Below are 18,223 nucleotides of genomic sequence, written 5' to 3'. Positions count from 1 at the left end.
GCGGCAACATATCTGGAGGGATCCGCGGTGGCAGCAGCACCAGTCTGGAGTGTCGACCCCCGTACCGGGAAGCAGCGTGAACAGGTTGCGGTGGAGGCCACAGCCCAGGAGGTGGACGAGGCAGTACGCGCCGCGCAGGCCGCACGCCCCGCGCTCGCCGACCGCACCGTACGCGCCGCGTTCCTGCGCACCGCCGCCGACCTGCTCGAAGGCGCCAAGGACCAGCTCGTCGAGGCCGCCGACGCGGAGACCGCGCTCGGCCCGGTCCGGCTCACCGGCGAACTCGCCCGCACCTGCTACCAATTGCGCGCCTTCGGGGACATCGTCGACGAGGGCGCCTTTCTCGACGTCGTGATCAACCACCCCGACGACACCGCGACCCCGCCGATCCCGGATCTGCGCCGCTACAAGGTGCCGCTGGGCGTCGTCGCCGTCTACTCCGCCTCGAACTTCCCCTTCGCCTTCTCCGTCGCGGGCGGCGACACGGCGAGCGCACTGGCCGCGGGATGCCCGGTCGTGGTCAAGGCGCACCCCGACCACCCGGCGCTGTCGGAGCTGGTCGCGGCCGTACTGCGCCGGGCCGCAGCCCAGCACGACATCCCCGAGGGAGTCGTCGGCCTCGTCCACGGCTTCGAGGCGGGCGTCGAGCTGGTCAGGCACCCGCTGATCGCCGCCGCCGGGTTCACCGGCTCGGTACGCGGCGGTCGTGCCCTCTTCGACGCGGCGGCCGCCCGGCCCGTGCCGATCCCGTTCCACGGCGAGCTGGGCTCCCTGAACCCCGTCGTGATCACCGAGGCCGCCGCCGCCGAGCGGGCCGAGGCGATCGGTACCGGGCTGGCGGGCTCGATGACGCTGGGTGTCGGCCAGTTCTGCGTCAAGCCGGGCCTGGTGCTGGCGCCCGCGGGCGCGGCGGGCGACCGCCTGGTGAAGTCGCTGACGGACGCGGTCAGCGACACGGACGCCGGTGTGCTCCTCGACCACCGCATGCGGGACAACTTCATCGCGGGTGTCGCCGCGCGCGCCGAACTCCCCGACGTGGAGTCCCCGGTGACCCCCGGCGCGGGTGGCGAGCACACCGTGAGCCCCGGCTTCCTGACCGTGCCGGCGCAGAAGCTCACCACCGAGGGCGAGCACGACCTGCTCCTGGAGGAGTGCTTCGGCCCGCTCACCGTGGTCGCGCGCTACGAGGACGAGTCCGAGGCCGGCGCGGTCCTCTCCCGTCTCCCCGGCAACCTCACCGCGACCGTTCAGCTCTCCACCGAGGAGGCCGCCGGTGAGGGCCGCGGCGCGGAGATCCTCGCCGAGCTGACGCCGCTCGCGGGGCGCGTGCTCGTGAACGGCTGGCCGACGGGTGTCGCGGTCGCTCCCGCCCAGCACCACGGCGGTCCGTACCCGGCGACGACCTCGACCTCGACGTCGGTGGGCGGCACGGCGATCGAGCGCTGGCTGCGGCCGGTGGCGTACCAGAACGCGCCGGAGGCGCTGCTGCCGGTGGAGCTGCGGGACGACAATCCGCTGGGGTTGCCGCGTCGTTTCGACGGCCGTCTGGAGCGGTAGCGCTCCGGCGGGCGCGCCGTCGGACTCTCGCTTGTCCGTGAGCTGCGGGCCGTCCGTGGCGTGTCGCACCCGAGCGGCGGAGCCGCATCTGTCACTGCCCCGCGCCCCTTTCGGGGCGCGGGTGTGGACCTGAGAGACTCACCGGATGGACGTCGAACTCCCCGAACTCCCCTTCCCCCTCCGCACCTACGGCCCCGACGGCCATTGGTCGTACGAGGACGGAGTGCTCACCGGCTGGGCCGGACCCCGCCAGGACCGCTTCGTGCCGCCCACCGGTGAGGGCCTGGACCCCGCCTCCGACGCGCCCCGGCTGCTCGGCGCGCCCGAGGGGGACTTCCAGCTGATCGCCCGGGTCACGGTGGGCTTCGCGGCCTCCTTCGACGCGGGGGTCCTCTACGTCCACGTGGGGGAGCGGGCCTGGGCGAAGCTGTGCCTGGAGTACTCCCCGGACGTGCCCACCGTCTGCACAGTGGTCACCCGGGGGCACTCCGACGACGCCAACTCCTTCACCGTGGACGGCAGTTCCGTGTGGCTCCGGGTGAGCCGCACAGGCCGCGCCTTCGCCTTCCACGCCTCGCGCGACGGCGAGCGCTGGACCTTCGTCCGCCTCTTCACGCTGGACGAGGAGAAGGAGACCGAGGCGGCTCTCGTCGGTTTCATGGCCCAGTCGCCCATGGGCGAGGGCTGCGTGGTGACCTACGACGGCATCGAGTTCCGCCCGAACTGGCCGCGGGACTTGAGAGACGGCAGCTGATCACCCCCTCCGTCCTTACCTGGGGACCGCCCGTGCCCGCGCGGCCATCTGGTCCGCCGTACCGGCCTCACCCCGAGTGCATACCGCACCCAGTTCAACCGTCTGGGAACTGAGGCCGTCTCAGGAGCGTCCTCGGTTGCATGATCCAAGACCGAGTGAACCGAGTGGGCCGGGTGATCAGGACCGCGCTCCCCGCCGAGACCGCGGCCATCGCCGCCCTGCATGCCCGGGCCCGGGCGACGTACTACCCGGACGGGATCCCGCAGGACGGCACCGACTGGCTCGCGGCCTGGCAGAGCGTCATTGAGCGGCCGGACGGGCATGTGCTGTGTGTCGTCGACGAGGGCCGGATCACGGGCATCGCCTCCTTCCGCACCCCCGAGGGCGCCCCCGCGGAAACGGTCAAGCTGTTTCAGTTCCACGTCGACCCCGACCATTGGCGGCGCGGCATCGGCACCGCGCTGCACGCCGCCTGCATCGAGGAGTGGCAGGCCGACGGCAAGCGCACCGCCGTCCTCGACGTGCACGTCGACAACCGGCGCGCCCAGGCCTTCTATGCCCGCCTCGGCTGGATCCCCGATCCGGAGAACCCGCCGGCCGAGGGTGACCACCACCTGGACCTGCGCTTCTCCGTGACCGGGGAATGACCGTCTCCGTGACGGGGGGACGACCGTCACGGAGACGGGGGGAATGAAACCAGCCGCTTGAACGTTCACGCAACGACGTCCTTGGAGGGTGTCCTCGTACCCCGTACTCGTACGACCTGGAGAGAGCCGAAGACATGCGCGTCGAGATCTGGAGCGACATCGCCTGCCCGTGGTGCTACGTGGGCAAGGCCCGCTTCGAGAAGGCGCTCGACGCCTTCCCGCACCGCGACGAGGTCGAGGTCGTGCACCGTTCGTTCGAGCTCGACCCGGGCCGTGCCAAGGGCGACATCCAGCCGGTCATCAAGATGCTCACCAAGAAGTACGGCATGAGCGAGGCGCAGGCGCAGGCCGGCGAGGAGAACCTGGGCGTGCAGGCCGCCGCCGAGGGCCTGGAGTACCGCACCCGGGACCGCGACCACGGCAACACCTTCGACATGCACCGCCTGCTGCACTTCGCCAAGGAGCAGGGCAGGCAGGACGAGCTGATCGGTCTGCTCTACAAGGCGAACTTCGCCGAGGAGCGCACTGTCTTCGACGACGACGAACGGCTCGTGGAGCTGGCCGTCGCCGCCGGGCTCGACGCCGACGCCGCCCGCAAGGTGATAGCCGACCCGTCCGCGTACGCCGACGATGTGCGCGCCGACGAGCGTGAGGCGGCCGAGCTCGGCGCGAACGGGGTGCCGTTCTTCGTCCTCGACCGCAAGTACGGCGTCTCCGGTGCCCAGCCCGCCGAGGTCTTCGCGCAGGCGCTGACCCAGGCGTGGGGCGAGCGGCCGCCGCTCAAGCTGATCCAGGACGGTTCCGCCGACGCGGAGGCCTGCGGCCCGGACGGATGCGCGGTTCCGCAGAACTGAAAAGCGCAGGTCGGCGCGCACATATAAGCGCCTCTTAGCGGTTCCACGTAAAAATCGGCAATGGACGGGGGATCCATGGGACCGCAGAGTGGTCCCATGGAGACCTTCGAGAGCCTCGTACGTGCCGAGTTCGCCCCGGAGAACACCTACCTGAACACCGCGAGCACCGGACTCGTACCGGCGCGCACGGTGGCCGCCATGCGCACCGCCGTCGAGTCCGTCGCCGCCGGCAGGCCGGCCGACATGTTCGCGGACGTCGAGGCCGCACGCGCGTCGTTCGCCCGGCTGGTCGGGGTTCCCGGACACCGGGTGGCGGCCGGGGCCTCGGTCGCCGTCTACAGCGGACTGATCGCCGCCTCGCTGCCGCAGGGCGCCGAAGTCCTCACCGCCGAGGCGGACTTCAGCTCCGTCGTGACCCCCTTCCACGTCCGCGGTGATCTCAAGGTCCGTGCCGTACCGCTGGAGCGGCTGGCCGAATCCGTACGCCCGGGCACGGCGCTCGTCGCGGTCAGCGCCGCGCAGTCCGCGGATGGGCGGATCGCCGACCTGGAGGCGATCCGCGACGCCGCGCGGGCGCACGGGGCACGTACGTACATCGACGCGTCCCAGGCCGCCGGATGGCTGCCCCTGCGGGCGGACGCGTACGACTACGTCTCCTCCGTCGCCTTCAAGTGGCTCGTCTGCCCGCGGGGCGTGGCCTTTCTGGTCGTCCCGGAGGACCTCGGCGGGCTCACCCCGGTGTTCGCGGGCTGGGTCGCGGGGGAGGCTCCCTGGGACAGCTGCTACGGCCCCGTCGAGGAACTCGCCCACTCCGCACGGCGGTTCGACGAGAGCCCGAGCCTCTTCTCGTACGCCGGTGCCCGGCACTCCCTCGCCCTGATCGAGGAGCTGGGCGTGGCGAACGTACACGCCCATGACCTCGCTCTCGCCGACCGCTTCCGCGAGGGTCTGCACGCCTTGGGCCACGAACCGATCCCCGCGCCCGGCTCGGCGATCGTCTCCGTACCCGAACTCGGGCATCATCAGCCCGACTTGAGCCGCGCCGGTGTCGAAGTGTCGGATCGTGCGGGCAACTTGAGGGCCGCGTTCCACCTGTACAACACGCCCGCGGATGTCGACCGGCTGCTGGACGTCCTGTCCGGCTGAGGGGCTCGCCCTCTGGCGCGGGGTCCGGGAGGGCGCTAGGAAGGCACCACGAGGTGGTGGTGCCGGTGGATCCGACGCTCACGGACGCCGAGCTGCATCGGCGGCTGGTGTACGGGGACGAGACCGCGCTGGCCGAGGCGTATGCCGCGTACGGCGGGCTCGTGCGACGGGTCGCCGTCCGGGTCACGCGCAGCCCGGCCGCGGCCGAGGATGTGGCGCAGGAGGTCTTCGCGCAGTTGTGGAGCAGGCCGTACGCCTTCGATCCGCGCCGCGGCTCGCTGCGCACCTGGCTGTCCATGCTGGCCCACCGGCGGGCCGTGGACTGGGTGCGCAGCGAGGCCCGGCACCGCAAGGACGCCCGCGCGGACGACTCGGCGCTGCACGCCATCCCCGACGCCGGACCCGGCCCCGACGAGACGGTCGTCGACCGCGAACGCTCGCTGCTGCTGCACACCGCCCTCGCCGAACTCCCGCAGCCGCAGAGGGAAGTCGTCCACCTCGCCTACTTCGTGGGCCGCACCTACCGACAGGCCGCCGTGGAACTGGGGATCCCCGAGGGTACGGCCAAGACCCGGCTGCGCTCCGCCCTGCGCAAGCTCGCCGAATCCCTGGCCGACCCACCGGATCCGGCGCTGGAGAGGGGCGCGTGATGGCGGCGCGAGTGGGCCCGGCCGTGCCGGGCGTGCGTAGGGTGGCCACAGCGGGGCGAGGCGCGGCCACCATACCGGCCGTGGCCCGGAAGGACGGCATGTGATGAGCACCGACCACGAAGGCGTACGGGACCTGCTGGGGGCCTGGGCCGTCGGCGCACTGACCCCCGCCGACCAGAAGACGGTCCCCCTGCACCTGGCGGAGTGCGAGTCCTGCGCGGCGGAGGCGGAACGGCTGCGGGAGACGGTACGACTGCTGGGCGGCGCCCCACGGCCGCCCCTGGCGAACGGTGCCTTGGCCGGTATCGACGGCGTCCTCACTGTCGCCCTGCGCGCCCGTCCCGCGGCACCCCGGGTGGCCTCGCACGCCGCCCCGTACGCCGCCGCCGTCGCCGGACTCCAGGCCCTGTTGCGGGAGTTGGACGGTCATGGTCCCTGGGGTGCGCCGGTCGTGCACGACTGGGACGTGCACGCCACGGTGGCGCACCTGATCGCGGCGGACGAGCCGCTGGCGCGACGACTGGGCCTGGCGGCGCGGGTGCCGGAGTCCCCGGTCGCGGAGGGGACGGGATGGGCGGACGCCTGGGCCGCGCGGACCGCCGCCGTGATCGCCTACGAGCAGCGGCGGACGCCCGAGGAAACCGTTGCCGCGTGGACCGCGCAGGCCGCCGCGCTGCTGGCCACGCCCGAGGCGAGGGATCCCGAACGGGCCGCGCACGCCACCACGTTGATGGGCGTACGGCTGCCCGTGGCAGACCACTTCGTCGTGCGGGCCTTCGAGGCATGGATCCACACCGACGACATCGGACGGGCCCTCGGGCTCGCCGTGCCCCCGCCCCCGGATCCACACCTGTGGCAACTCGTCCGGCTGGCCGTCCGCATCCTCGGCATGGCCCTGGGCCCCACGGCACCGCCGGTGCTGTTCGCGGTGACCGGGGGAGAGCCCGACGCCCAGTGGGTGCTCGGTTCCGAGGACGAGCCCGTACGAGCCGAACTCGCCCTGGATCCCGTCGACTTCTGCCTGCTGGTGGGCGGGCGGTACGCACCCGACGAGGTGCCCCGGGGCGCGGCGGGGGACGACGCCGCGATCAGGGACGTACTGGAGCGGGCCGCTTCACTGGCGTGGCTGTAGGCCCGGCACTCAGGTGAAGTGCCGGGCCACGCATGCCGACTACCGCACCGGTGTGAAGTCCCTCGCCCCGATGCTGTGTCTGATGGCGGCTTCGCCGCGGGTCGGCTCCGCCGACCGGAACGGAGTCACCGCACCGGCGTAAAGTCCCTCGCCCCGATGAACTCGGGCCTGCGCACCGGCGCCGCGAACGGTTCCACGGCCGCGTTCTCCACGCTGTTGAACACGATGAAGACATTGCTGCGCGGGAACGGGGTGATGTTGTCCCCGGAGCCGTGCATGCAATTGCAGTCGAACCAGGTCGCCGAACCGGCCCGGCCCGTGAAGAGCTTGATCCCGTGGCGGTTGGCGAAGCGGGTGAGCGCCTCGTCGGAGGGCGTGCCCGCGTCCTGCATCTGCAGCGACTTCTTGTAGTTGTCCTGCGGTGTGGCGCCCGCGCAGCCGAGGAACGTCTTGTGCGACCCCGGCATGATCATGAGGCCGCCGTTGGTGTCGTAGTTCTCGGTCAGCGCGATCGAGACGGACACGGTCCGCATGTTCGGCAGACCGTCCTCGGCGTGCCAGGTCTCGAAGTCCGAGTGCCAGTAGAAGCCGCTGGCCCCGAAGCCCGGCTTGACGTTGATCCGCGACTGGTGGACGTAGACGTCCGAGCCGAGGATCTGCCGGGCCCGCCCGACCACGCGCTCGTCACGGACGAGACGGGCGAAGACCTCGCTGATCCGGTGCACCTCGAAGACGGACCGGATCTCCCGGGACTTCGGCTCGATGATGGACCGCTCGTCGGCACGGATCGCCGGATCGCCGACGATGCGCTCCAACTCCTGCCGGTACACGGCGACTTCGTCCTCGGCGATGAGCTCCTCGACGGGGAGGAAGCCGTCACGCTCGTACGCCTGGAGCTCGGACACCGCGATCGGTCCGGGCTCGCCCGGCGCGCTCCACACGACCGGGTCCTGGCGGGGCACGGACACCTCGGTGGCGCCGCGGCTGGGGTAGAGATCGGTGAGGGTGGTCATGCGCTTCTCACACCTCCTCGGGTTCGGTGAGCAGGGGGTAGACGCCGTTCTCGTCGTGGTCCTCCCGTCCGGTGACGGGAGGGTTGAAGACGCAGATGCAGCGGAAGTCCTCCTTGATCCGCATGGTGTGCCTCTCATGACCGTCGAGGAGGTACATGGTGCCGGGCGTGATCGTGTACTTCCGCCCGGTCTCGTCGTCGGTGAGCTCGGCCTCGCCCTCGACGCACACGACGGCCTCGATGTGGTTCGCGTACCACATCGACGTCTCCGTACCCGCGTACAGGATCGTCTCGTGCACGGAGAAGCCGACCTTCTCCTTGGCGAGGACGATGCGCTTGCTCTCCCAGGTGCCCGAGGCCGACCTGACATGCCGGTCGGTGCCTTCGATGTCCTTGAACGAACGGACTATCACGGTGGTGCGATGCCTCTCTCTCGTGGCTCGGTGTGGGTCAGGCGGTCTCGCGTACGGCGCGGGCGAGGGTGCGCAGCCCCTCGTCGAGCTCGTCGGGGGTGATGGTGAGCGCCGGGAGAAGTTTCACGACCTCGCCCTCCGGCCCGGACGTCTCGATGAGCAGCCCGAGTTCGAAGGCGCGTTGCGCGATACGCCCAGCGCGCTCCTTGTCCGTGAACTCCATGCCCCAGACGAGTCCCCGCCCCCGGTACTCCTTGACGTCGGCGAGGTTCTCCTCGGTGATGGAGATCAGCGCCTGCTCGATCTGCTCGCCGCGGGCACGGGTCTGCTTCTCCATGACGGAGCCGTCGGCCCAGTACGCCTCCAGGGCTGCGGTGGCCGTGACGAACGCGGGGTTGTTGCCGCGGAAGGTCCCGTTGTGCTCGCCCGGCTCCCAGATGTCCAGCTCGGGCTTGAACAGGCACAGGGACATGGGAAGCCCGTACCCGCTGATGGATTTGGAGACGGTCACGATGTCGGGCACGATGCCCGCTTCCTCGAAGGAGAAGAACGCTCCCGTCCGTCCGCAGCCCATCTGGATGTCGTCGACGATCAGCAGCATGTCGCGCCGCGCGCACAGGTCGGCGAGGGCCCGCAACCACTCGGGCCGCGCGACATTGATGCCACCCTCGCCCTGCACGGTCTCGACGATGACCGCGGCGGGCTGGTTGAGCCCCGACCCCTGGTCCTCGAGCAGCCGCTCGAACCAGAGGAAGTCGGGGACCTGCCCGTCGAAGTAGTTGTCGAACGGCATCGGAGTGCCGTGCACGAGCGGAATCCCGGCGCCGGCCCGCTTGAAGGCGTTCCCGGTCACGGCGAGCGCCCCGAGCGACATCCCGTGGAAGGCGTTGGTGAAGGACACGATCGCCTCGCGCCCCTTCACCTTCCGCGCCAACTTCAGCGCGGACTCCACGGCGTTGGTGCCGGTCGGCCCCGGGAACATGACCTTGTACGGCAGATCGCGCGGCCGCAGGACAAGATTCTGGAAGGCCTCGAGGAAGGCCCGCTTGGCGGTCGTCGACATGTCGAGCCCGTGCGTGACGCCGTCGCGCTCCAGGTAGTCGATGAGGGCCCGTTTGAGTACAGGGTTGTTGTGCCCGTAGTTCAACGACCCCGCGCCGGCGAAGAAGTCGAGGTACGCGTGCCCGTCCTCGTCGTACATCCGGCTGCCCTGCGCCCGGTCGAAGACCGTGGGCCAGCCGCGGCAGTAGCTGCGCACCTCCGACTCCAGGGTCTCGAAGACGCTCAGGTCGGGCTGGGTGATGCTCACAGCGAATCGCTCCTCGAAGCGTGGGGGGAGAAGAAGATCGGGGCAGGTCAGCGGGAGAGGGGGGAGGCGGGGGAGAGGGGACCGATGCGGTACAGCACCTCGGGATCGTGCGTCCCGTCGGGGAACTGCCCGGCCTGGAACAGGACTTCGCGCTCGACGGTCGCGCCGTGGCGTCGCGCGTACGACGTGAACAGGCGCTCGGAGGCGGTGTTGCCGGGCGTGATCGTCGTCTCCACGGTGGTCGGCGCGTGCTCGCTCTCCTCGGCGACCCGTGCGGTCAGCCCGTCGAGCAGCGCCGCGGCGAGCCCGCGTCCGCGGTAGGCGCCGTCGACGGCCACCTGCCAGACGAGCAGTGTGCGCGGGCGCTCGGGCCGGATGTATCCGGTGACGAAACCGACGGGCGTCCCCTCCTCGTCGCGCGCCACCGCCGACGTGCCGGCGAAGTCACGGCACCAGAGCAGATAGCTGTACGAGGAGTTGAGATCGAGGGTTCTGGAGTCCTTGGCGATACGCCAGAGCGCGGCCCCGTCGGCCACCTCCGGACGGTCGATCCGAAGGCCCTCCGGCATTTCCAGGAATTCCGCTTGCAGGTCTGCGTGGGCGGCGGTCATGCGGATTGAATTTACCGAGCGAAAGTTCAAATTGCATCGTCGATCGGGGTTACGTGCGGCGCGCCCATGTGTTATCACGCGCCCGTGAAGGGTGCGTGAGTCGACGGCGATAAGTCCCGTTTTCATCCGGAAATAGTGGAGGAAACGGGCGGGGTGTGGAGTGCGTCACAGCCACGTAATGGCCACGAGATCTGCCCGAATTACGTCGGTTGGCCTTCGCGAAATCTTTGCGTTTAGGCACGGAAAAAGCGGGCAGAAGAATGCGGGAAGCTGCGCCGAATTAATTACTGGATAGGCGGGAGTTTTTCGCCCCCTCCGCCCCTATCCGTCCCGTCCCTGGGGGCTGCGCCCCCAGACCCCCGCTAAAAGATTGCGCAGTTCCCCGCGGCCCTGAAAAGGGGCGCGGGGAACCGCGCGACAAGCCCCCACGAACCCGCAGCCGAAGGCTGGTACGGGACGGGTAGGGGCGGAGGGGGCGAACTATCGCTCGGGCCTCAGCCCCAGACCCCCGCCACAGCCCGTCGCGCCCCCTCCAGATCCACCGCGACGCCGAACTCGGCCAACGCGGCCCCAAGCCCCGCAAGGCTGGAGTGGACGACCCCCTGCGTCGCATCGGGCCCATAGTGGTTCACCCGGATCATCGACGTTGCGAGCGCACCCCCACCCGCGACCAACGGAAGCACCGGATCGGCGGCAAGCGCCTTCGCGACCAGCGCCGACGCGTCAACCCCCACCGGCACCCGCAACGTCGTGGCGACAGGTGCGGCGTCGGACGGCGCGTACACATACGGCTCGAGCCCGCCGCCCAGGGCGACGGCCCCCGCCCGAGTCGCCGCAGCGGCCGAGGCGTGACGGTCCATCACCGCGGCCAGCCCCTCACCCTCGATGCGCTCGACGCACGCCTCGAGCGCCAGCATCTCCAACTGCGCCGGCGCGTGCAGCAGGGCCTTACGCCCGCCGTCGACCCACCTCTCCTTCCAGTCCAGCAAGGAGAGATACGAGCGGCGCGGCGCCGTCGGATTCGCGGCCATCCGCGCCCACGCCCGCTCGCTCACCGACACCGCCGACACGCCCGCGGGGCCGCCCATCGCCTTCTGCGCCCCGATCACGCACAGGTCGACACCCCATGCGTCCGGCAGCACCGGCTCGGCGCCGATCGACGCGACCGCGTCCAGGTAGAAGAGCGCGCCGTGCTCACGCACGACCTCGCCGATCTTCGCGACCGGATTGGTGTTCCCGGTGGCGGCCTCCGCGTGCACGAGCGACACGAAGTCGATCGACGGGTGCTCGGCGAAGGCCTCGCGGATCTGCGCGGCGGTGACGGCGGTGTGGAAGGGCACCGCCAGATCGATCACGGTGGCCCCGCAGTCCCGCAGCCAGTCCCCGAAGGTCTGTCCGTACGGACCGGTGATGACGTTGAGCGCGGTCGTGCCGGGTCCGGCCGTCGCGCGAATGGCCCCCTCCAGCGGGAGCAGCGCCTCCCCCTGCATGATCACGACGTCCTGCTCGGTGGAGAGCAGCCGGGCCACGCGGTCCTCGATCGACGCGAAGTGCGTGGCGCTCAGCGGCGCCAGGTCCAGGAAGGGGTGGGTCACGGCGGTGCTCTCTTCGCTCACGGTTTCGATGCGCGGATACGCGTTGTGGCACGCGGGTGCGCGGTTTTGAGCGTAACCGGCGATCCCGTGGGTCTCGGACGCGGTGGGGGAGGGGCGTACCGGTCGGCGGCCGCTACGCCCGGCACGAGACCACCGGCACCCCTTTCGGCACCGGATCCGAGGCCGGGCGGCCCAGCAACCATCGGATTGTTTTGAGCAACTCAAACCTTTCCTTATAATCGGAACCCACAGTTCCCCCATAGGAGGTCTCCGTGAACTCGGTCCTCGGACGCCGGACCCGCATTCTGGCCGCCACCACCGCGACGGCCGGGCTGCTGCTCGTGGCCGGCTGCTCCTCGGACGGCGGAGGAGGCAAGGCCACCGCCAAGGGGGTCCCCGTGGTGAAGGCGGGCCAGCTCACGACCTGCACGCACCTCCCCTACCCGCCCTTCCAGTCGGAGATCGGCGGCAAGGTGCAGGGCTTCGACGTCTCTCTCATCGACCTGGTCGCCAAGGACCTCGGTGTGAAGCAGGCCATCGTCGACACGCCCTTCGAGAACTTCAAGACGGGCGCGTTCCTCAACTCCGGCCAGTGCGACCTCGCCGCGGCCGGCATGACGATCACCGAGGAGCGCAAGAAGAACGTCGACTTCTCCGACCCGTACTTCGACGCGACGCAGGCCGTCCTGGTCGACAAGAAGAGCGGCATCAACTCCCTCGCCGACGTGAAGTCCAAGGGCAAGAAGCTCGGCGCCCAGGCGCAGACCACGGGCGAGGACTACGTGACGAAGAAGGGCTTCGACCCGGTCTCCTTCGAGTCCTCCGACGCGGTCCTCAACGGCCTGCGCACCGGCCAGGTCCAGGCCGTCGTCATCGACTACCCGGTCGTCCAGGGCTGGCTGAAGGACAAGGCCAACGCCGACGCCTTCAAGGTGGTCGACAACCTCAACACCGGTGAGCAGTACGGCTTCACGGTGAAGAAGGGCAACACCAAGCTCCTCGCCGCCATCAACAAGGCGATCAAGGGCGCGAAGGCCGACGGCACGTACAAGAAGCTCTACGAGCAGTGGATCGGCCCGTACGACCAGTCCGCGGCCTCCGCCGCCCCGTCCGCCTCATGAGCGGTGCCGACGCACAAGTCCAGCCCCGCAAGTCCGGCCTGACCCGACGTCAGAAGCGCGCGCTCTCGCGCGGCGCGCAGTACGTCGTCTTCGTCGCCGCCGTGATCGCCCTCGCGGTCACGGCCGACTGGGGACGTCTGAAGAACCAGTTCGCCCAGTGGGACCTGGTCAAGCAGATGTTCCCGGACGTCATCACGCTGGCGCTGAAGAACACCGTGCTCTACACGATGTCCGGCTTCGTGTTCGGTCTCGTGCTCGGCATGGTCATCGCCCTGATGCGGCTGTCCCCGGTGGGCCCCTACCGCTGGCTCGCCGGCATCTACATCGAGATCTTCCGCGGTCTGCCCGCCCTGTTGATCTTCGTCTTCGTGGGCGTCGCCGTGCCCTTGGCGTTCCCGGGCACGGAGATCCCCGGCGGCACGTACGGCAAGGTGGCGCTCGCGCTCGGCCTGGTGTCGGCCGCGTACATGGCGGAGACGATCCGCGCGGGCATCCAGGCGGTGCCCAAGGGGCAGATGGAGGCGGCCCGTTCGCTGGGCTTCTCGCACGCGCGAGCCATGGTCTCGATCATCATTCCGCAGGCGTTCCGCATCGTGATCCCGCCGCTCACCAACGAGCTCGTGCTCCTCTTCAAGGACTCCTCTCTGGTGCTGTTCCTCGGTGTCACCCTGGAGGAACGCGAACTCACCAAGTTCGGGCGCGACCTGGCGAGCCAGACCGCCAACTCCACACCGATCCTCGTCGCGGGCCTGTGCTATCTGCTGGTCACCGTGCCGCTCGGCTTCGTCGTACGCCGCCTGGAGGCCAAGGCCGGGGAGGCCACCAAGTGAGCAGTACTCCAGAGATCCACGTCCGGGACCTGTACAAGTCCTTCGGCGACAACGAGGTCCTGCGCGGCATCGACCTGGAGGTCGGGCAGGGCGAGGTCGTCTGCGTCATCGGGCCGTCCGGCTCCGGCAAGTCCACGCTGCTGCGCTGCGTCAACCTCCTCGAAGAGCCCACCAAGGGCCAGGTCCTGGTCGGCGGCACGGAGGTCACGCACCCCGACGTCGACATCGACGCGGTACGCCGCCGCATCGGGATGGTCTTCCAGCAGTTCAACCTCTTCCCACACCTGTCGGTGACCGAGAACCTGACTCTGCCGCAGCGCCGGGTGCTGCGCCGGGGCAAGGAGGAGGCCGCCCGGATCGCCGCCGAGAACCTGCGGCGGGTGGGCCTGTCGGAGAAGGCCGACGCTTACCCGGCCTCTCTCTCCGGCGGCCAGCAGCAGCGCGTCGCCATCGCCCGCGCGCTCGCCATGGGTCCCGAGGTGATGCTCTTCGACGAGCCGACCTCGGCGCTCGACCCCGAGCTCGTGGGCGACGTACTCGCCGTGATGCGGATGCTCGCCGACGAGGGCATGACGATGATGGTCGTCACCCACGAGATGACCTTCGCGCGCGAGGTCGCCGACCGGGTCGTCTTCATGGACGGCGGCGTGATCGTCGAGGACGGCACGCCCGCGCAGGTCATCGGCAACCCGAGCCACGAGCGCACCCGCCACTTCCTGTCCCGGCTCCTCGACCCGGCGATGGCGGACGTGGAGGAGACCGAAAAGGGCCCCTAGCGCCCAGCCGTTCGGCAGGAATTAAGGTGCCGTCATGAGCGATCGCGCGGTGCTGCACGTGAAGGGGCGGGTCCTCGTCGGGCCCGACGACGTCCGTGACGAACTCTGGGTCGTCGGCGGGAGGATTTCGTACGAGCGTCCCGCCGACGCCCGTGACGTCCGTACCGTCGAGGGCTGGGCGCTGCCCGGTCTCGTCGACGCGCACTGCCACGTCGGGCTCGACACCCACGGCCCCGTCCCCGAGGGCGTTTCCGAGAAGCAGGCGCTGACCGACCGCGACGCGGGCACCCTGCTGATCCGGGACGCGGGCTCGCCCTCCGACACCCGATGGGTCGACGACCGCGAGGACCTCCCGAAGATCATCCGTGCGGGCAGGCACATCGCGCGTACACGCCGCTACATCCGTAACTACGCGTGGGAGGTCGAGCCGGAGGACCTGGTCGCGTACGTCGCCCAGGAGGCCCGGCGCGGCGACGGCTGGGTCAAACTGGTGGGCGACTGGCTCGACCGCGGCACGGGCGACCTGGGCGCGTGCTGGCCGCGCGGGGCCGTGGAGGCGGCGATCGCCGAGGCACACCGCCTGGGCGCGCGGGTGACCGCGCACTGCTTCGCGGAGGATTCGCTCCGGGACCTGGTCGAGGCGGGCATCGACTGCATCGAGCACGCGACGGGCCTGACCGAGGACACCATCCCGCTGTTCGCCGATCGCGGGGTCGCGATCGTCCCCACGCTCGTGAACATCGCGATCTTCCCGCAGCTCGCTGCCGGCGGCGAGGCGAAGTTCCCGCGCTGGTCGGCGCACATGCGACGACTGCACGAGCGGCGCTACGACACGGTGCGCGCCGCGTACGACGCCGGAATCCCCGTCTACGTCGGCACGGACGCCGGCGGCTCACTCGCCCACGGACTGGCCGGCGCCGAGGTCGCCGAACTCGTCACCGCCGGCATCCCGCCCGTAGCGGCGCTGTCCGCCACCACGTGGGGCGCGCGGCGATGGCTCGGGCGGCCCGGCCTCGACGAGGGGGCACCCGCGGACCTCGTGGTGTACGAGGCGGATCCGCGGGCGGACGTCCGGGTGCTGGTGGCTCCGCGCCGGGTGGTGCTCAACGGGCAGGTGGTCGGCTAGGGGCTTCTGATGGACAGGTCCTGGTGCGGCGGTCAGTGCGCCGCCGGCTGCGCGGGCAGGTTGAAGACGTGCTGCGGACTGACGATCTTCGTGATGGCCTGACCGATGACGGTGCTGGGCTCCGCGTCGTGATAGTTGATGTCGGTGTTCAGCAACACGACGACGGTCGCCTTCGCCGACGGGAGATAGATCGTCAGGGATTCGTAGCCCGGCAGTGAGCCGTTGTGTCCGATCCAGCCCTGGACGTTGAAGATGCCGAGGCCGTACCCGGCGCCAGGGATCGTGGTCGGGGGTGTGGTGAGCCGCTGCTTCTGCGTGACAGGGCTGATCATGCGGGAACCGTCGGGGAACACGCCCGTGGCCACGGTGGGTGCCCAGGTGTGCAGATCGTTCAGGTTGGAGATCATCGCGCCCGCCGCCCAGCCCCAGGAGGGATTCCAGTCGGCCGTCTCCGCGACCTTCCCGTTTGCGGTCTGGTTCGTGTAGCCCTGCGCGTGCGGGGTCGGGAACGCCGCGTCGGTCGGGAAGATCGTGTGGTTCATTCCGGCCGGTTGGAGGATGTTCTTCTCGATGTAGTCCCCCAGCGGCCGACCGCCGGCCTTCTCCACGACCAGGCCGAGCAGGATGAGGTTGGTGTTGCTGTAGTAGAACTTCTCGCCGGGCGGGAACAGCACGGGGTGCTTGAAGGCGTAGTCGAGCAGCTGCTGCGGTGTGAACGGCCGCTGCGGATCGGACGTCAGAGCCTTGAAGAAGTCAGGATCCTCGGAGTAGTTGAAGAGCCCGCTGCGCATTCCGGCCAGCTGGCGCAGCGTGATCTTGTCGCCGTTGGGCACACCGGAGACGTACTTGTCGATCCGATCGTCCAGGCCCACCTTGCCCTCGTCGACCAGCTGCAGCAGGGCGGACACGGTGAAGGTCTTGGTCTCGCTGCCGATCCGCATGTACAGGTCCGGCGACATCCTCTGGCCGCTGCTCTTGTCGGCGACCCCGAACGACCGTACGTAGCTCCCCTTGTCGGGTGTCCATATGCCCACGGTCACCCCGGGGATGTTCGCCTGCCGCATGACCTGCTGCACGGTCACGTCGAGCTGGTGCATCACATCAGGGGTGAGCGCGCGGACGCCGTCCGAGGGCGAGGCGGAGGGCGAGGGCGGTTCGGTGGAGGTGACGGTGGCGGCAGCCGCGGGACCGAGCGTGGGTGCCCCGAAGGCGGTCCCGCCCGCGAGGGGCATCATGAGTGTCCCCACCGCCGTGGCGGTGAGGACACTCATGCGCAAGCGTCCGGATGAGTGCGTCATGGCTGACTCCAAGCGTGGATGCCCCGCCCCACCCGGGCCCCAAGGCCCTACAGGACCAGCATAGGAGCGCCCGTGTCCCGCCGCCCGTCGAGCGGGCGGGACGTGCGGTGACTACAGAAAGCCTTCAGATGATTGACGGAGCGTGACGATCCGCTGGGCCGGCTCGTCGGACATCCTCATTCGTGCGCCGGAGCATCAACCGGCGTGATCACGCAGGGGTAGTTGAGTGGGTGACGGCGGGGAACGCGCGTGCCGCGATATTCGAATTGATTCACGGAAACCCCACGTTGGAGTGAAGTCGCGTCAGGTTGCTGACTGTTCACTCTCGGTGCGTAATTCTTTCCGGGTCCCAAGCTTTTCTCCTATGGGGGTCCCACCCTTGAACAGCTACAACTTCCGCATGCCCGCGCGCCGTTTCGCCGCCGCGGCGGCCGCCGGTGTCCTCGCCGCCGGTCCCGCGGCGCTGGCCGGCGCGGGCTCCGCTCACGCGACCACTGACCATGGTCGCGCGAGTGCCGTCGTGCTCCGTACCGGGTTCGACGTGTCCCTGCTCAACAAGACCGTGGACGTTCCGCTCTCCGTCTCCCTCAACGAGGTGCAGGCGCCGCAGAGCGCCCAGAAGACCGCGCTCACCGCGCGGTTGGACGGTGTCGACGGCGGGCGTGCGTTCAGCGTGCTGCGCGCGGACGTCGCCACCGCGAAGGCCACGGTGTCCGCCGGGAAGGCGGAGGGCTCCACGGATCTCGCGCACGCCGCGGTCCATGTCCCCGGGCTGCCGCTGCTGTCGCTCATCGAGGTGGAGCAGGTGACCTCGAAGGCGACGTGCGAGGCCGGGAAGAAGCCCGTGGCCACCGCGAACCTGCTCGGCCAGGTCACCGTCCTCGGGAAGAAGGTGACGCTGTCGGTCGGCGGGCCGACGGAGGTCAAGGTGCCCGGGGTCGGTGAGGTTCGCCTCGACCTGTCCAAGACCGAGACCACGTCCCGTACGGCGGCCGCGACCGCGCTCGAACTCAAGGTGTCCATCAACCCGTTGAAGCTGAACGTGGCCGAGGTCGAGGGAACGGTGACCCTGGCCGGGTCGACCTGTTCGTCCCCGGCTTCCCCGCAGGCCGAACCGGCCGATCCGGCGTCCGACGTGAAGCCCCAGGGGGCTCCGGCGGAGGCGGACCTTGCCGAGACCGGGGGCAGCTCCATGACGCCGTACATCGCCGGGGGCGCGGTCGCGCTGCTCGCGACGGGCGGAGGAGCGATCGTCTTGGCGCGCCGTCGCCGAGGCTGACGGGGGTGTTTTCGCCCCCTCCGCCCCTGCCCGTCCCTGGGGGCTGCGCCCCCAGACCCCCGCTAAAAGATTGCGCAGTTCCCCGCGGCCCTGAAAAGGGGCGCGGGGAACCG

18 protein-coding genes and 1 pseudogene are annotated in these 18,223 nt (G+C 70.1%); 13 read left to right on the top strand and 6 right to left on the bottom strand.

What is annotated here, in order from left to right:
• Positions 1–27: 27 nt before the first annotated feature.
• The 8 genes and pseudogenes from IEY95_RS20285 (at position 28) to IEY95_RS20255 (ending at position 6,740) form a co-directional block, all read left to right on the top strand.
• Positions 28–1,557 (top strand): aldehyde dehydrogenase (NADP(+)), encoded by a 1,530-nt coding sequence (locus tag IEY95_RS20285; protein ID WP_189187479.1) that lies wholly within the window; start codon positions 28–30, stop codon positions 1,555–1,557.
• Between the two features lie 145 nt (positions 1,558–1,702).
• Positions 1,703–2,311, top strand: a complete 609-nt coding sequence (locus tag IEY95_RS20280) for a DUF1349 domain-containing protein (RefSeq protein ID WP_189187478.1) — start codon at positions 1,703–1,705, stop codon at positions 2,309–2,311.
• 39 nt (positions 2,312–2,350) lie between these two features.
• Positions 2,351–2,455 (top strand): annotated as a pseudogene (locus IEY95_RS49115) (AraC family transcriptional regulator); the annotation flags it as partial.
• Positions 2,452–2,958, top strand: coding sequence for a GNAT family N-acetyltransferase (locus tag IEY95_RS20275; RefSeq protein ID WP_189187477.1), 507 nt, complete (start codon positions 2,452–2,454; stop codon positions 2,956–2,958). The pseudogene IEY95_RS49115 and the gene IEY95_RS20275, both read left to right, overlap by 4 nt.
• A gap of 134 nt (positions 2,959–3,092) precedes the next feature.
• Positions 3,093–3,812: a DsbA family oxidoreductase gene (locus IEY95_RS20270; RefSeq protein ID WP_189187476.1), complete on the top strand. Its 720-nt coding sequence runs from the start codon at positions 3,093–3,095 to the stop codon at positions 3,810–3,812.
• Between the two features lie 96 nt (positions 3,813–3,908).
• Entirely contained in the window at positions 3,909–4,958 is a 1,050-nt protein-coding gene (locus IEY95_RS20265; protein WP_189187475.1) for an aminotransferase class V-fold PLP-dependent enzyme, read from the top strand.
• A 53-nt stretch (positions 4,959–5,011) separates the two neighbouring features.
• Positions 5,012–5,608: an RNA polymerase sigma factor gene (locus tag IEY95_RS20260; RefSeq protein ID WP_189187474.1), complete on the top strand. Its 597-nt coding sequence runs from the start codon at positions 5,012–5,014 to the stop codon at positions 5,606–5,608.
• A gap of 103 nt (positions 5,609–5,711) precedes the next feature.
• The gene (locus IEY95_RS20255; RefSeq protein ID WP_189187473.1) at positions 5,712–6,740 is read left to right on the top strand and encodes a maleylpyruvate isomerase family mycothiol-dependent enzyme; all 1,029 of its coding nucleotides are present in this window, start codon (positions 5,712–5,714) and stop codon (positions 6,738–6,740) included.
• Between the two features lie 125 nt (positions 6,741–6,865).
• Here the strand turns inward: IEY95_RS20255 and thpD are convergent, their stop codons facing one another.
• The 5 genes from thpD to IEY95_RS20230 form a co-directional block, all read right to left on the bottom strand.
• Positions 6,866–7,753, bottom strand: coding sequence for an ectoine hydroxylase (gene thpD / locus IEY95_RS20250; protein WP_189187472.1), 888 nt, complete (start codon positions 7,751–7,753; stop codon positions 6,866–6,868).
• A 7-nt stretch (positions 7,754–7,760) separates the two neighbouring features.
• Positions 7,761–8,165: an ectoine synthase gene (locus tag IEY95_RS20245; RefSeq protein ID WP_189187471.1), complete on the bottom strand. Its 405-nt coding sequence runs from the start codon at positions 8,163–8,165 to the stop codon at positions 7,761–7,763.
• Positions 8,166–8,202: 37 nt separating this feature from the next.
• Positions 8,203–9,474: a diaminobutyrate--2-oxoglutarate transaminase gene (gene ectB / locus IEY95_RS20240; protein WP_189187470.1), complete on the bottom strand. Its 1,272-nt coding sequence runs from the start codon at positions 9,472–9,474 to the stop codon at positions 8,203–8,205.
• Between the two features lie 47 nt (positions 9,475–9,521).
• Complete coding sequence (gene ectA, locus IEY95_RS20235; protein WP_189187469.1) at positions 9,522–10,085, bottom strand: diaminobutyrate acetyltransferase; 564 nt, start codon at positions 10,083–10,085, stop codon at positions 9,522–9,524.
• 494 nt (positions 10,086–10,579) lie between these two features.
• A complete protein-coding gene (locus tag IEY95_RS20230) occupies positions 10,580–11,680 on the bottom strand; it encodes a pyridoxal-phosphate-dependent aminotransferase family protein (RefSeq protein WP_189187783.1) in 1,101 nt (366 codons plus the stop codon).
• Between the two features lie 272 nt (positions 11,681–11,952).
• Here IEY95_RS20230 and IEY95_RS20225 point away from each other — a divergent pair, with 272 nt between their 5' ends.
• The 4 genes from IEY95_RS20225 to IEY95_RS20210 are packed head-to-tail and all read left to right on the top strand — an operon-like array spanning position 11,953 to position 15,533.
• Positions 11,953–12,801 (top strand): transporter substrate-binding domain-containing protein, encoded by an 849-nt coding sequence (locus IEY95_RS20225; protein ID WP_189187468.1) that lies wholly within the window; start codon positions 11,953–11,955, stop codon positions 12,799–12,801.
• Positions 12,798–13,631 (top strand): amino acid ABC transporter permease, encoded by an 834-nt coding sequence (locus tag IEY95_RS20220; protein ID WP_189187467.1) that lies wholly within the window; start codon positions 12,798–12,800, stop codon positions 13,629–13,631. The genes IEY95_RS20225 and IEY95_RS20220 overlap by 4 nt, the downstream gene beginning before the upstream one ends.
• A complete protein-coding gene (locus tag IEY95_RS20215; RefSeq protein ID WP_308429328.1) occupies positions 13,628–14,407 on the top strand; it encodes an amino acid ABC transporter ATP-binding protein in 780 nt (259 codons plus the stop codon). Before IEY95_RS20220 ends, IEY95_RS20215 begins: the two co-directional genes overlap by 4 nt.
• A gap of 34 nt (positions 14,408–14,441) precedes the next feature.
• Positions 14,442–15,533 (top strand): amidohydrolase family protein, encoded by a 1,092-nt coding sequence (locus IEY95_RS20210; protein WP_189187466.1) that lies wholly within the window; start codon positions 14,442–14,444, stop codon positions 15,531–15,533.
• A gap of 32 nt (positions 15,534–15,565) precedes the next feature.
• Here IEY95_RS20210 and IEY95_RS20205 read toward each other — a convergent pair whose 3' ends face one another.
• Positions 15,566–16,831 (bottom strand): serine hydrolase domain-containing protein, encoded by a 1,266-nt coding sequence (locus IEY95_RS20205; RefSeq protein WP_189187465.1) that lies wholly within the window; start codon positions 16,829–16,831, stop codon positions 15,566–15,568.
• Positions 16,832–17,210: 379 nt separating this feature from the next.
• Between IEY95_RS20205 and IEY95_RS20200 the strand changes: the two genes are divergently transcribed.
• Positions 17,211–18,110 (top strand): SCO1860 family LAETG-anchored protein, encoded by a 900-nt coding sequence (locus IEY95_RS20200; RefSeq protein WP_189187464.1) that lies wholly within the window; start codon positions 17,211–17,213, stop codon positions 18,108–18,110.
• Positions 18,111–18,223: the final 113 nt, after the last annotated feature.

This window comes from Streptomyces albiflavescens (assembly GCF_014645835.1).
Classification (GTDB): Bacteria; Actinomycetota; Actinomycetes; order Streptomycetales; family Streptomycetaceae; genus Streptomyces; species Streptomyces albiflavescens.
Note: the sequence above shows the minus strand (reverse complement) of the source record. Positions and strands in the feature narration are given on the sequence as shown.

Coding starts and splice junctions, on each gene's coding strand:
- IEY95_RS20280 (WP_189187478.1), top strand. CDS start 1,703: ATGGACGTCGAACTCCCCGAACTCCCCTTCCCCCTCCGCACCTACGGC.
- IEY95_RS20275 (WP_189187477.1), top strand. CDS start 2,452: ATGATCCAAGACCGAGTGAACCGAGTGGGCCGGGTGATCAGGACCGCG.
- IEY95_RS20270 (WP_189187476.1), top strand. CDS start 3,093: ATGCGCGTCGAGATCTGGAGCGACATCGCCTGCCCGTGGTGCTACGTG.
- IEY95_RS20265 (WP_189187475.1), top strand. CDS start 3,909: ATGGAGACCTTCGAGAGCCTCGTACGTGCCGAGTTCGCCCCGGAGAAC.
- IEY95_RS20255 (WP_189187473.1), top strand. CDS start 5,712: ATGAGCACCGACCACGAAGGCGTACGGGACCTGCTGGGGGCCTGGGCC.
- thpD (WP_189187472.1), bottom strand. CDS start 7,753: ATGACCACCCTCACCGATCTCTACCCCAGCCGCGGCGCCACCGAGGTG.
- ectA (WP_189187469.1), bottom strand. CDS start 10,085: ATGACCGCCGCCCACGCAGACCTGCAAGCGGAATTCCTGGAAATGCCG.
- IEY95_RS20220 (WP_189187467.1), top strand. CDS start 12,798: ATGAGCGGTGCCGACGCACAAGTCCAGCCCCGCAAGTCCGGCCTGACC.
- IEY95_RS20210 (WP_189187466.1), top strand. CDS start 14,442: ATGAGCGATCGCGCGGTGCTGCACGTGAAGGGGCGGGTCCTCGTCGGG.
- IEY95_RS20205 (WP_189187465.1), bottom strand. CDS start 16,831: ATGACGCACTCATCCGGACGCTTGCGCATGAGTGTCCTCACCGCCACG.